The organism is Halorubrum hochsteinianum (genome assembly GCF_023702125.1).
Classification (GTDB): Archaea; Halobacteriota; Halobacteria; order Halobacteriales; family Haloferacaceae; genus Halorubrum; species Halorubrum hochsteinianum.
On record NZ_CP098415.1, the window covers coordinates 1,649,711 to 1,661,766 of the forward strand.

Sequence of the window (12,056 nt, forward strand, 5' to 3'; positions counted from 1 at the left end):
GGCGCGCCCGCGAGGAATAGGCGTCGGTCGCGGGCGGCGGAGGGGCCGCCGGCAGTACGTTTTTGTCAACGTAATTGGATCGTCCGACCATGGCCCTCCCCACGTTCGGAAAGACGCGACTCACCGCCCTCGTCGGGATACTCTCGTTCGGACTCACGTCGCTCTTCGCCGTCCTGCTGCCGGCGCTACTGGAACCGCTGATCCCTGCCACGTTCATCCTCGGGTTCTTCGTGGTGATCCCGCTGATCTGGGTCCTCGGCGAGGACTTCCCGCTGGTCGCGTCCGGGTCCACCGATGCGCCCGAGTCGACGACCGCGGAGCGCCCGATCGCGGAACTGCGCGAGCGGTACGCGGCGGGCGAGATCGACGAGGCCGAGTTCGAGCGGAAACTCGACCGGCTGCTGGCGACGGAGGACCTCGACGAGCGGTTCGATCGCGTCGAGTCCGACGGATCGGCGTCCCGAGGATCCGGCGCGGGCCGCGAACGCGACCTCGAACTCGAATGAACCGGACCTCGGAGTTCAGGGGTCGACGCGAACGATCCACGCCTCGGGATCGTCGATCTCGGCCGCGGTCGGGAGGTTCTCGGCGCGCTCCCAGACCGCCCCGGCGGCCTCGATGCCGCGCTCGTCGGCGACGTGCCGGAAGAAGGCGGCCCCGCGCTCGTACTGCCGCCGTTTGAGCCCCAGCCCGAGGAGGCGTTGCGCCAGTTGCCGCACCGGGCCGCCCCCGCCGCGGCGGTCGTCGAGCTTCCGCCGGAGGTCCGCGTACTCGCCGTCGAACGCGCGGTCCATCAGCACCTCGGCGTACCCCTCCACGGCGGTCATCGCGGTCTGAAGCTCCGCGAACGCGTCGGGGTCGAGGCCGCGGCCGGTCATCCCCTCGACCCCGCGCTCGACGCGCGACTCGAGGTACTCCGGGAGCCACGGTGCCGCGCCGAACTCGGCGGCGTGGGTCACCTCGTGGAACGCGATCCAGCGGCGGAACCGCGGGTACTCCACGTCGAGCGCGGCCGCGACCGCGACGATGTTCGGGTGGACGAAGTAGAGCCCGTGGTCGGCGTCCGGCTCGTCCGCCAGCAGGAGGGGGTCGTACTGGCCGAGGACGTTCCGCGAGAGGAATCCCAACGCGAACGCCATCGACCCGGTGTTGGCGATCCGCGAGATGTCCCGCGCGAACGCCGGTCCGCGAGCCTCGGGCGTCGCGTCGAACGTCCTGTCCGGTCCGTCCGCGGCCGCCGCGGCCGCCTCGATCGGATCCATCACGCGCCGGAACGTGCCGACGCTCGCGTCGATCCAGTGGTGGCGGTTCTGGACCTCGACGGTGTCGGGCACGTCGAAGTCGATCCCCGCGACCGCCGAGAGCCGCGAGCGGGCGTCGCGCACGTCTCCCGCGTACCCCGCTCGCTCGGCGTCGTCGAGCGCGATCGACCCGGGGTCGGTGGCGCTCTTCGCGGCCGACGCGGCCCGGTCCCAGTCCACGACGCCCGGTCCCTCGGCCTCGGCGACGGCCCGGACGCTTCGGAGGATGTCCATGGCGATCGGACGGGCGGCCGCCTCAAAGCGCTTGTGTCGGCCGGCCCTTTCGGGGGAGACGTCGGATCCGGATCCGACGTTTTCTTGCCGGACGCCACACAGCCGCACACATGGACGACACGCGCCGAGCGTTCCTCGACGACCTCCTCGCGACGCCGAGCCCCTCGGGATTCGAAACCGCCGCGCAGCGCGTCTGGACCGACTACGTCCGCGCGTTCGCGGACCGCGTGGAGACCGACGCGTACGGCAACGCCGTCGCGGTCCACGAGGGGGACCCCGGCGCGCCGACGGTCGCGGTCACCGGCCACGCCGACGAGATCGGGTTCATCGTCCGCGACGTGCTCGACGAGGGGTTCCTCCGCATCGCCCGCATCGGCGGTGCCGACCGCACCGTCTCGAAGGGCCAACACGTCACGGTTCACGCCGAGGAGCCGGTCCAGGGCGTCATCGGCCAGACCGCGATCCACCTGCGCGACGGCGGCGACGACGAGTACGAGGACGTCGCCGGTCAGTTCGTCGACATCGGTGCCGAGGACGCCGACGAGGCGCGCGAACACGTCGAGGTCGGCGACCCCGTGACGTTCTCGACGGGGGTCCGCGACCTCGTCGGCGACCGGATCGCCGCTCGCGGGGTCGACAACCGGGCCGGCGCGTGGGCGGCCGCGGAGGGCCTCCGACGCGCCGCCGAGGACGGCGTCGACGCCACCGTCTACGCGGTCTCGACCGTTCAGGAGGAGGTCGGCCTCCAGGGCGCGCGGATGGTCGGCGTCGACCTCGACGACGTCGACGCGTTCGTCGCGGTCGACGTCACGCACGCCACCGACAACCCGGACGTCGACCGCGAGCGGCGCGGCCCGGTCGAACTCGGGGCCGGTCCGGTGATCGGTCGGGGCAGCGCGAACCACCCGGTCCTCGTCGACCTCGCCCGTGACGCGGCCGAGGCCGCCGGCGTGGAGGTCCAGCTACAGGCGGCCGGCACCCGGACCGGCACCGACGCGGACGCGTTCTACACGACGCGGGGCGGGACGCCGGCGCTCAACGTCTCGATCCCGAACCGCTACATGCACACGCCGGTCGAGGTGATCGATACCGGTGATCTCGACGCGGTCGCCGACCTCCTCGCCGCGATCGGGTCGGCCGCGGGCGACGCCCACTCGACGCCGAACCCGTTCGCGGTCGACGTCTGACGGCCCCGCTGCCGGTCGGTTCGCCACGACAAACCGGGGCACGGCGGCGTCGAAACGGAACTGTTTTACTATCGTCTTTCCTACCGTAGATTGCGACGAACGGACGTGCTCTGGTGGTGTAGTCCGGCCAATCATATCACCCTCTCACGGTGATGACCTGGGTTCGAATCCCAGCCGGAGCACTTTCTCGAACGACGCGCACCGAACTTCCGTAGCGTCGCGTGCCTCGACCGCGTCGGGGTGGTCGCTCCGGTTCGGTCGTCCGCGACGAGTCAGTCGTCCCCGACGGCCACCGACTCGTCACCTCCGACGAACCCGGCGTCGCTCGCTCGGCGACGTGCGGCTGGAGCACCCACGGCGTCAACAATACGATCGGGACCATCGAGCCGGCGGCCGCGGACGCCCCGACCGAGGAGGCGGAGCCGCACGAGGCTGCGGCCGACGACTGACAGGCCGCTCCGAGGTGACGGGTCGCGGCGCGGCGTCCGGCACTCGATCCGCCAAGCGAGGGTTTAATTCCGACAGCGCGCGAGGGCGTCGTGTGGACCCGAGCCGGATCCCCGACGAGTTCCCCGCGGCGAGCTTCCGCGGGGCGCAGGAACAGGCGGTCGCCGACATCCGCGACGCGTTCGCGGCCGGGAACCGGGTCGTGCTGGTGCGCGCGCCGACGGGGAGCGGCAAGTCGCTCCTCGCCCGGGCGATAATGGGCGCGGCCGAAACCGCCGGCGAGGCGGCCCCCAGCGAGGCGACCGGCGCGTACTACACGACCCCGCAGGTGTCGCAGATCGACGACGTCGAGGCCGACGACCTCCTCGACGATCTGGCGGTGATCCGCGGCAAGTCGAACTACGACTGCGTGCTGCCCGGTGAGCACGACACGCCCGTGAACCGCGCGCCCTGCGCGCGCCAGCAGGGGTTCGACTGCTCGATCCGGCACCGCTGTCCGTACTTCTCCGACCGCGCGATCGCCTCCGGCAACCGCTTCGCCGCGATGACCCTCGCCTACTTCATGCGCACCGCCGGCTCCGAGGTGTTCCGCAAGCGCGACGTGGTCGTGATCGACGAGGCGCACGGGCTCGCGGAGTGGGCCGAGATGTACGCCACCATCGAGATATCGTCCGAGCGCGTCCCGGTGTGGGACGACGTGGGCGTCCCCGACGTCGCGGCCGACGCCGGCCCCGAGGAGGACGCGCTCGACCGCACCGCGCGGTTCGTCGAGACCCTCCGGGACGTGGCGATCCGCGCGAAAGACGAGCTGGTCGGGCGGCCCGAGCTCAACCGCGAGGAGGTCGCCCGCCGCGACCGGCTTCAGGAGCTGATAAGCGAGCTCGGCTGGTTCTTAGAAGACTACCGCGATCCCCAGTCGCAGACCTCGTGGGTCGTCGACCAGCCGGGCGGCGAGGGGTCGGCGATCGACATCAAGCCGCTCGACCCGGCGCGCTACCTCAGGCACACGGTGTGGGACCGCGGGAACCGCTTCGCGCTCCTGTCCGCCACCATCCTCTCGAAGGAGGCGTTCTGCCGCGGCGTCGGCCTCGACCCCGCCGACGTGGCCCTCATCGATGTCGAGCACACGTTCCCGCTCGCGAACCGCCCGCTGTACGACGTGACGCAGGGGTCGATGACGTACGAACACCGCGACGAGACCGTGCCGAAGATCGCCCGCCTGATCGTTCGCCTGATGGCCGAACACCCCGACGAGAAGGGACTGATCCACGCGCACTCCTACGACATCGCCGAGCGTCTCACCGAGCGCCTCGGGGAGTTCGGGGTCGCCGCGCGCGTCAGGCGGCACGACCGGGAGAACCGCGACGCCGAGCTGGAGGCGTGGAAGGCGAGCTCGGACCCGGAGGTGTTCGTCTCGGTGAAGATGGAGGAGGCGCTGGACCTGAAGGGCGACCTCTGCCGCTGGCAGGTGGTGTGTAAGGCCCCGTACCGGAACACGAACGACTCGCGGGTCGAACGTCGACTGGCGGACGGCCAGTGGGCGTGGTACCACCGCACCGCGCTGCGGACCGTCATCCAGGCGTGCGGGCGGGTCGTCCGCGCCCCCGACGACCGCGGCGCGACGTACCTCGCGGACGACTCCCTGCTCGACCTCTTCGACCGCGCCGAGCCGGACACCCCGGCGTGGTTCCGCGACCAGATCGACGCGATGACGACCCCGTCGCTGCCGTCCGTCGACCCCGAGGCGGCGCTCGCCGGAATCGACGCGTCGCCCGCCGGCGGCGCGGGCGCGGGGCGGCGACGGAGCCGACGGTCCGGCGGATCTGGGGGACCGAGCGGGTCGGGCGGCACGAGCGGCGGCCGCTCGGCCGCCCGCGACGGTGACGGCGACGCGGGCGCGACCGCCCCCGGCGACTCGGACGGCGACGGCTCGGTCCGGACCCGCTCCGAGCGCGACGCCGAGCGACGGTCCGACCACCCCCTGTCCGACGTCTGGGGCGACGGCTGATTCGGGGACCCCCGAGGCCGTAACCCGGGGGCGACGGCGACGGCCTCGACTGCCGACGGCCTCGACTGCCGACGACCTTGACCGCCGCCCGGAGCGCGACTCCTCGCCGACTACAGCAGCGAGACGCCGTAGGCGACCATCGAGCTCACCATGAGAAACGCGAAGAACAGCGCGAAGATCTGTTGTCTGTCCATGCCCGCGTCTCGACCGCAGAGCGACATAACTCCTGCGGGCGACGGTCGCACGGCCGAACGCGCTCGATCGCGCCGCTGACGGCTCCCCGAGACGAGCGGCCACTGGTTCGCGTATTATCACTACCGTTTCGATCACTCGTCAATATATATATCGTATAAGGTATATCAGGCCCCTCAATGAAGTAGTAACCTTCATAATCCCTCACCCGACTACTGGGTGTATGGCCACGAACGGGCTGTCGAGTGCGCTGACGCTGTACGGTGCGAGAACGCTGACCCTGTCGCAGGCGGCCGCGCAGGCGGGGCTCAGCGAGGCCGAGTTCATCGAGCAGCTCGAACGCCGCGGCATCGAGGTGACCGACTCCGAGCGCGCCGCGGCCCTCGGCAGCGAGCAGCCCGCCCGCGCCGACTGACGCGACGACGGCTCCCGGTCGTCCCGAAACCCCTCGATTTTCCGCGTTCTCCGACGACCGATCAGTTCTCCGTCGGTCGTGCGTCGTCTCCGACCGACGCCTCGCCCTCCCTCGGCACGAGGTGAACCTCGCCCTCGTGTTCGAACGCGAGGACCTCGTCGGCGTCCTCGTCGACGAACGCGGGGTTCGGAACGGTCTTCGCCTCGTAGGTGACCGGATCGAGCACCTGGATCGCGTTCTCGTCCTCGACGGTCACCACGGTCGTCTCCGTCGCGTCGTCGCGCGTGCCGAGTCGGGTCGCGTCGGGTGCCTCCCCGTCGGCGAACGCGGAGGTGTACGCCGCGCCCGTGGCGAGCCGGACGCCCTGAAGCCGGCCGGAGACGCCGGTGACGAGGACGGGGCCGTCGCCGTCCTCGGGGTCTATCACTTCGCCCTCCGCGTACTTCGGGAGCCGGACCGCGAACGTGACGCGGTACACCTCGTTGCCGTCGCCGTCCTCGGTGACTAAGGTCGGGTACGACTCGAAGCTCCCGCCCAGCGACTCCGTGATCCGCGTCGCGACGTTCTGCGCGAGGCGGTTCGAGGAGAGCTTCACGTCCGGGCCGTCGTCGGTCTCCTTGACCTCGGTGATGAACGCCTCGCGGTCGCCGTCTGCCTTCTGGTCGGCGACGTACGTCTCGGCGACCTCCAGCGCCTCCGCGCGCTCCGCGGGCGTGAGGTCGCGCTCGTCCGCGCGGACCTGAACGATCCCGGCGTAGTAGCCCCCGGCGATGCGGCCGCAGCGGTCGCAGGTCCCCCGCGATATCTTCACCGGGACCGTCACCTCCGCCGAGCGGAGCGTCCCGCGCACGACCCCCGAGAAGCGACAGTGCATCCGAACCGTGTTCTCGTCGACCTGCTCCGGCTCGACGCCCCACTCGACGTCGTCGGCGTCGACGTGGACCCCGAGCGCCTCCGCGACCTCGTCGACCGCGACGTCGGTGTAGTCGCGCGCGCCCACGTCGCGCCACGACTCCCCGCGCCGGACCGCGCCACAGCCGGAGCAGACCAGCACTTCGATCCGGTCGGGCGCGTCGACCAGCTCGAAGTCCTCGAAGTAGCAGTCGTCACAGAGCAGCGCGTCACGACCGCGCGGCTCGCCCGGGAGGGGGTCGCGCCGCTCGGGGACCGGGTCGCCGCAGCGCGGACAGAACTCTCGCGACTCGCTCATTGCCCGCGGCTACGCCGAGGACCCGTTTAAGCGGCGCGGACCGCGGCGGTCGCCGTCACGGGCTGCGAGCGCGGAGCCGGCCGATCCGCGCGGGTCTCGACCTCCGAAATGGTTTTTCGCACGGACCGAGAACGGGCGTGTATGAGCGGTAACCCCGACGACGAACGGCTCGAAGAACTGCGCGAGAAGAAGATGGAGGAGCTTCGCGAGCGACAGGGCGGCGAGGGCGACGCCGCCGAGGCGCAACAGGAGGCGCAGGAGCGCGCCGAGGCCCAGCAGGAGGCGGTGTTGAAACAGCACCTGACCGACGGCGCGCGCCAGCGGCTCAACGCCGTGGAGATGTCGAAGCCGCAGTTCGGCGAGAAGGTGAAACAGCAGGTCGCCGCGCTGGCACAGAGCGGGCGCGTTCAGGGTCGCATCGACGAAGACCAGATGCGGGAGCTCCTCAAGGAGCTCCAGCCCGAACAGAAGAGCTTCGACATCCGCCGCCGGTAGATGGAGCTCGCGCTGCTGTACAGCGGGGGGAAAGACTCCTCGCTCGCCGCCCACCTGCTCGACCGGTTCTACGGCGTCCGCTGCGTCACCGGCAGCTTCGGGCTCACGGACGACTGGCGGCACGCGGAGCGCGCGGCCGACGAGCTCGGGTTCCCGTTCGAGCGCGTCGACCTCGACCGCGAGGTGGCGGAGCGCGCCGCCGAGACGATGGTCGCGGACGGCTACCCCCGGAACGGGATCCAGCGCGTCCACGAGCACGCGTTAGAGACCATCGCCGCGCTCGACGTCGACGCCATCGCGGACGGGACGCGCCGCGACGACCGGGTTCCCACCGTGTCGCGGGCGCAGGCGCAGAGCCTCGAGGACCGCAACGGGATCGACTACATCTCGCCGCTCTCCGGGTTCGGCCGCCACGCCGTCGACCAGCTCGTCGACGCGACGTTCGACGTTCAGCAGGGACCCAGCGAGGAGGTCCCGAAGGCGGACTACGAGGACGAGCTCCGAACGCTCATCGCCGACGAGTACGGCGAGGGGACCGTCGGCGACGTGTTCCCGGACCACGACCAGACGTACGTCCACGGGCGCAACGACTGACCGGCGACCCCGCAGTTCTCGCCGATTGATAATTCTCCCCGACTGACCGGATCACGTCAGACAGCCGTCAGATGGCGTGACACGCGTTTCCTCACTTCGATCGCGATCGTTCCTCACTAGATTATCCGATTCGAGAATTCGGGGTGAGGCGTTAAAACCCGGTCCCTATTCCGGTCGCGTATGTATCGCAACGGGCGGATCTCGGAACGCAGCCGCCGCGAGCTGTTGGCCGCGACGACCGGCGTCGCGGCCGTCGGGCTCGCCGGCTGTCTCGGATCGGACGCCGAACAGACCGCGGACAGCCGGACGCCACTCTCGGAGCGAACGCTCCGGTACGGCGGGGTGATGGCGCTCTCGGGCGGACTGGGATCGGTCGGGAAACCGATCGCCGACGCGGTCGAGCTCCCGGGGAGACAGCTCGAGGCGTCGGACGTCGAAGCCGGCGTCGAGTGGCGGATCGAGGACTCGGAGACGACCGCCCGCGGCGGGATCGACGCGATGCGGACGCTCGTCGACGCGGGGTACCCGGCGGTCGCCGGGCCGCTCGGCTCCGACGTGACGCTTCAGGCCGTCCAGCAGGCCTCCATCCCCGCGGAGGTCGTCAACTGCTCGCCCGCGAGCACGACCCCGACGCTCTCCATCCTCAACGACCGCGGGTTCAGCTACCGGACCGCGCCCGACGACTCGCTGCAGGCGGTCGTCGCCGCCGGCCTCGCGGCCGACGAGCACGGCGCCTCCTCGGCGGCGACCCTCTACATCGCGGGCGACTACGGTCGGCAGCTCTCCGGCGCGTTCGCCACGTCGTTCGACGGCGAGGTACAGCGACAGGTCTCCTTCTCGGACGCCTACGAGGAGCCGCTCGCGACCGCGCTCGCCGACGATCCCGACCTGCTCTTCGTGATCGGCTACCCGGAGGACGGCGTCGAGATCTTCACCCACTACTACGACGGCCGCGCCGGCGACGAGACCGTGTTCACCACCGACGGGATGATGGACCCCTCGCTCCCGGAGCAGGTGGGCGAGCCGATGTCGAACGTGTACGGGACCGCGCCGTCCTCGAACGGACCGGGCTACGACGCCTTCGCCGAGCGCTACGAGTCCGAGTACGGTCGCTCCCCCGGGATCTTCACCGCGAACGGGTACGACGCCGCCGCGGTGCTCCTCCTCGCGAACGCGGCCGCGGGCGAGAACGACGGAGGGGCGATCCGCGAGCAGATGCGCGCCGTCGCCTCCGAGGGCGGCACCGAGGTCACGCCCGAGACCCTCGCGGAGGGGGTCCGCCGGGCGGCCGCCGGCGACCCGGTCGAGTACCGGGGCGCGTCGAGCGAGGTCGTCTTCGACGAGAACGGCGACGTCTCCGGGATCGACTACGAGTACTTCAGGTACGACGCCGACGGGATCAGCGTCATCGAGACGGTCTCCCCGGAGGTGGAGGCATGAGCGGTCCCGACGCCGACTCCCGACCGGGCGACGACGCCTCGACCGACGCCGTCGGGTCGGCCCTCGGCCGCGTCGCGCGGCGGCTCACGCCGGGCGTGATCCGGCGGAACTACCGGGCGAAGTTCCTCATCTCCATCCTCCTCGTCGTCGTCGTCCTCGCGGCCGTGGGCGGGGTGAACTACGCGAGCGCCGAGGCCACGGTCGAGCGGGACGCCGAACAGCAGCTCACCGCGACGGTGGACATGTACGCCGACTCGATAAACGAGTGGGCGGTCTCGATGGAGACGCACACGCGGTCCGTCTCGTCGACGCAGGCGCTCTCCGGGGCCGACGCCGGGACCGCCGAGGGCGAACTGATACAGAAGCAGGCGCAGCTGCCGGTCGACGTGCGGGCGATCCACCTCGTCGACACGGCCGGCGGCGAGGTCGTCACGAGCACGTCGCCCGCCCTCCGGGGCGAGTCGGTCGACGCGGTCGACGCCCCGTGGAGCGACGTGGAGCCCGGCGTCGACCTCACCTCGTCGAACGACGTGTGGAACTCGCCGACGGCCTACGAGTCGACCGCGATGGGCGATCAGGTGATGGCGTTCGCCAGTCCCGTTGCCGGCGACGAGTCGCGCGTCGTCGTGCTGGTCGGCACGCTGGAGTACCGGGTCGACAACCTCCGACAGCTCCACGCCGACCAGGAGACGACGATCGTCGGCGCTGACGGCGAGACGATCCTCTCCAGCGGCGACGACGCCCTGAACGCCGACGAAGAGCTCGTCGCCGAGCTGGGCGCGTCCCGCGACGGGGCCGCCTTCGAGCGCGGCGACGACGGGGTGGCGGCGTACGCCTCGACCGGCGACAAGGAGTGGGTCGCCGTCACCACGGTCCCGACCGCACAGGCCTTCGCCGCGAGCGACGCGGTCGGCACGAGCGTCCTGATGGTGATCGGTGCCGGGCTGCTCTCGCTCGCCGTCGTCGGGCTGGCCCTGAACCGACAGACCGTCGGGCCGCTGCGCGACCTCCGCGACCGCGCGGAGCGCATGGAGTCCGGGGACCTCTCGGTCGACCTGAAGACCGACCGGATCGACGAGATCGGTCGGCTGTACGGCTCGTTCGGCGCGATGCGCGACTCCCTCAGCGCCAAGATCGACGAGGCGGAGACCGCACAGGAGGCCGCCGAGGCGGAGCGAGAGCGGATGGCCGAGCGCAACGACCGGCTGCAGTCGACCGCCGACGACTACGGGGAGACGATGCGGGAGGCCGCCGACGGCGACCTCACGGCGCGGATGCGCACCGACGCGGACGACGAGGCGATGGCGGCGATCGCCGAGGAGTTCAACGGGATGATCGCGGAGATAGAGCGGACGCACGCCCGCCTCTCCGCGTTCGCCGACGAGGTCGCCGCCGCGTCCGAGCAGGCGACGGCCGCCGCGGAGGAGGTGGCCGAGACGGCCGACGAGGTCGCCGGCTCGGTCGACGAGATTTCGCAGGGGGCCGCGGACCAGAGCGAGTCGCTGGCCGAGGTGAGCGGCGAGATGAGCGACCTCTCGGCGACGATCGAGGAGGTCGCCTCCTCGTCCGACCAGGTCGCCGAGGCCGCCGCGCGGACGGCGGCGGTGGGCAACCGCGGGCAGGAGGCCGCAGAGGAGGCGATCGACGAGATGGAGACGACCGAGGAGACCGTCGAGGAGGCGGTCGCGGCGATCCACGCGCTCGACGAGGAGGTGAGCGAGGTGGACCAGCTGATAGACCGGATCTCGGAGATCGCGGAGCAGACGAACATCCTCGCGTTGAACGCCAACATCGAGGCCGCCCGCTCCGCCGGCGAGGGCGGCAAGGGGTTCGAGGTGGTCGCCGAGGAGATCAAGGCGCTGTCCGACGAGGTGAAAGACGCCGCCGAGACCGCGGAGTCGCGCATCGACGCGATCCGCGGTCGGATGGACCAGTCGACGGCCGAGGTCGAGTCGACGAGCGACCAGATCGACGACGCAGCGGAGCGCGTCGAGACCGCCGTCGACGACCTCGAAGACATCGCCGACCTCGCCGACGAGACCAACGACGGCGTTCAGGAGATCTCGGACGTGACTGAGGAGCAGGCCGCCTCCACCGAGGAGGTCGTCTCCATGGCCGACGAGGTGGCGACGATAAGCGAGGAGACCGCCTCCGAGGCGGACACCGTCGCAGCGGCCGCCGAGGAGCAGACCACCTCGCTCGGGGAGGTCTCCGAGTCCGTCTCGTCGCTCTCCGAGCGCGCGACCCGGCTCTCGGAGACGCTCGATCGATTCGAGACGGACGCCGACGTCGATCCGGCGGCGGACGAGCGAGCCAGTCTGCGCCCCCGCGCGACCGCCGACGGCGGGAGGCAGGGGGCCGAGTAGCGCCGCGCTGACGGCGTCCGGATCCGTTTAAACTGCCACGCTATTCGGGGCATCCCGCCTTCACGACACACGGCACACTTACGGGTGAGATGCCAGACGACCGAGCGACGGGCCGAACCGATGCCGACGACTCCGGTCCCGCGGGGGTCGGCGAGGGCGAGGCGAAG

11 protein-coding genes and 1 tRNA gene are annotated in these 12,056 nt (G+C 71.2%); 10 read left to right on the forward strand and 2 right to left on the reverse strand.

Annotated features, from left to right (window positions below; genetic code table 11):
* The first annotated feature begins 89 nt into the window (after positions 1–89).
* The gene (locus tag NAF06_RS08245) at positions 90–506 is read left to right on the forward strand and encodes an SHOCT domain-containing protein (protein ID WP_008584449.1); all 417 of its coding nucleotides are present in this window, start codon (positions 90–92) and stop codon (positions 504–506) included.
* Between the two features lie 15 nt (positions 507–521).
* Here NAF06_RS08245 and NAF06_RS08250 read toward each other — a convergent pair whose 3' ends face one another.
* Positions 522–1,535 carry a zinc-dependent metalloprotease gene (locus NAF06_RS08250; protein WP_008584447.1) on the reverse strand — a complete coding sequence of 338 codons (1,014 nt, stop codon included), beginning with the start codon at positions 1,533–1,535 and terminating at the stop codon, positions 522–524.
* 110 nt (positions 1,536–1,645) lie between these two features.
* Between NAF06_RS08250 and NAF06_RS08255 the strand changes: the two genes are divergently transcribed.
* The 5 genes from NAF06_RS08255 to NAF06_RS08275 all read left to right on the forward strand — a co-directional run bounded on the left by NAF06_RS08255 (position 1,646) and on the right by NAF06_RS08275 (position 5,784).
* Positions 1,646–2,722 (forward strand): M20/M25/M40 family metallo-hydrolase, encoded by a 1,077-nt coding sequence (locus NAF06_RS08255; protein ID WP_008584445.1) that lies wholly within the window; start codon positions 1,646–1,648, stop codon positions 2,720–2,722.
* Between the two features lie 107 nt (positions 2,723–2,829).
* A tRNA-Glu gene (locus NAF06_RS08260) sits at positions 2,830–2,904 on the forward strand.
* 39 nt (positions 2,905–2,943) lie between these two features.
* Positions 2,944–3,171 carry a hypothetical protein gene (locus NAF06_RS08265; protein ID WP_008584444.1) on the forward strand — a complete coding sequence of 76 codons (228 nt, stop codon included), beginning with the start codon at positions 2,944–2,946 and terminating at the stop codon, positions 3,169–3,171.
* 92 nt (positions 3,172–3,263) lie between these two features.
* On the forward strand, positions 3,264–5,177 hold the full coding sequence (locus NAF06_RS08270; RefSeq protein WP_008584443.1) for a helicase C-terminal domain-containing protein: 1,914 nt from the start codon (positions 3,264–3,266) through the stop codon (positions 5,175–5,177).
* A gap of 415 nt (positions 5,178–5,592) precedes the next feature.
* The gene (locus NAF06_RS08275; RefSeq protein WP_008584442.1) at positions 5,593–5,784 is read left to right on the forward strand and encodes a DUF7317 family protein; all 192 of its coding nucleotides are present in this window, start codon (positions 5,593–5,595) and stop codon (positions 5,782–5,784) included.
* Between the two features lie 61 nt (positions 5,785–5,845).
* Here the strand turns inward: NAF06_RS08275 and NAF06_RS08280 are convergent, their stop codons facing one another.
* On the reverse strand, positions 5,846–6,994 hold the full coding sequence (locus tag NAF06_RS08280; protein WP_008584440.1) for a 60S ribosomal export protein NMD3: 1,149 nt from the start codon (positions 6,992–6,994) through the stop codon (positions 5,846–5,848).
* 141 nt (positions 6,995–7,135) lie between these two features.
* On the opposite strand from NAF06_RS08280, the gene NAF06_RS08285 reads away from it, so the two are divergent.
* The 4 genes from NAF06_RS08285 to NAF06_RS08300 all read left to right on the forward strand — a co-directional run bounded on the left by NAF06_RS08285 (position 7,136) and on the right by NAF06_RS08300 (position 11,889).
* On the forward strand, positions 7,136–7,489 hold the full coding sequence (locus NAF06_RS08285) for a DNA-binding protein (RefSeq protein ID WP_008584436.1): 354 nt from the start codon (positions 7,136–7,138) through the stop codon (positions 7,487–7,489).
* The gene (locus NAF06_RS08290; protein WP_008584434.1) at positions 7,490–8,083 is read left to right on the forward strand and encodes a DUF7411 family protein; all 594 of its coding nucleotides are present in this window, start codon (positions 7,490–7,492) and stop codon (positions 8,081–8,083) included.
* Positions 8,084–8,263: 180 nt separating this feature from the next.
* Positions 8,264–9,523 (forward strand): ABC transporter substrate-binding protein, encoded by a 1,260-nt coding sequence (locus NAF06_RS08295; protein WP_008584432.1) that lies wholly within the window; start codon positions 8,264–8,266, stop codon positions 9,521–9,523.
* On the forward strand, positions 9,520–11,889 hold the full coding sequence (locus NAF06_RS08300) for a methyl-accepting chemotaxis protein (RefSeq protein WP_008584430.1): 2,370 nt from the start codon (positions 9,520–9,522) through the stop codon (positions 11,887–11,889). Before NAF06_RS08295 ends, NAF06_RS08300 begins: the two co-directional genes overlap by 4 nt.
* Positions 11,890–12,056 lie beyond the last annotated feature (167 nt).

Bases quoted from the DNA above. Each gene is read 5' to 3' on its own strand.
- NAF06_RS08245 (WP_008584449.1), top strand. From the start codon at position 90: ATGGCCCTCCCCACGTTCGGAAAGACGCGACTCACCGCCCTCGTCGGG.
- NAF06_RS08250 (WP_008584447.1), bottom strand. From the start codon at position 1,535: ATGGACATCCTCCGAAGCGTCCGGGCCGTCGCCGAGGCCGAGGGACCG.
- NAF06_RS08255 (WP_008584445.1), top strand. From the start codon at position 1,646: ATGGACGACACGCGCCGAGCGTTCCTCGACGACCTCCTCGCGACGCCG.
- NAF06_RS08275 (WP_008584442.1), top strand. From the start codon at position 5,593: ATGGCCACGAACGGGCTGTCGAGTGCGCTGACGCTGTACGGTGCGAGA.
- NAF06_RS08280 (WP_008584440.1), bottom strand. From the start codon at position 6,994: ATGAGCGAGTCGCGAGAGTTCTGTCCGCGCTGCGGCGACCCGGTCCCC.
- NAF06_RS08285 (WP_008584436.1), top strand. From the start codon at position 7,136: ATGAGCGGTAACCCCGACGACGAACGGCTCGAAGAACTGCGCGAGAAG.
- NAF06_RS08290 (WP_008584434.1), top strand. From the start codon at position 7,490: ATGGAGCTCGCGCTGCTGTACAGCGGGGGGAAAGACTCCTCGCTCGCC.
- NAF06_RS08295 (WP_008584432.1), top strand. From the start codon at position 8,264: ATGTATCGCAACGGGCGGATCTCGGAACGCAGCCGCCGCGAGCTGTTG.
- NAF06_RS08300 (WP_008584430.1), top strand. From the start codon at position 9,520: ATGAGCGGTCCCGACGCCGACTCCCGACCGGGCGACGACGCCTCGACC.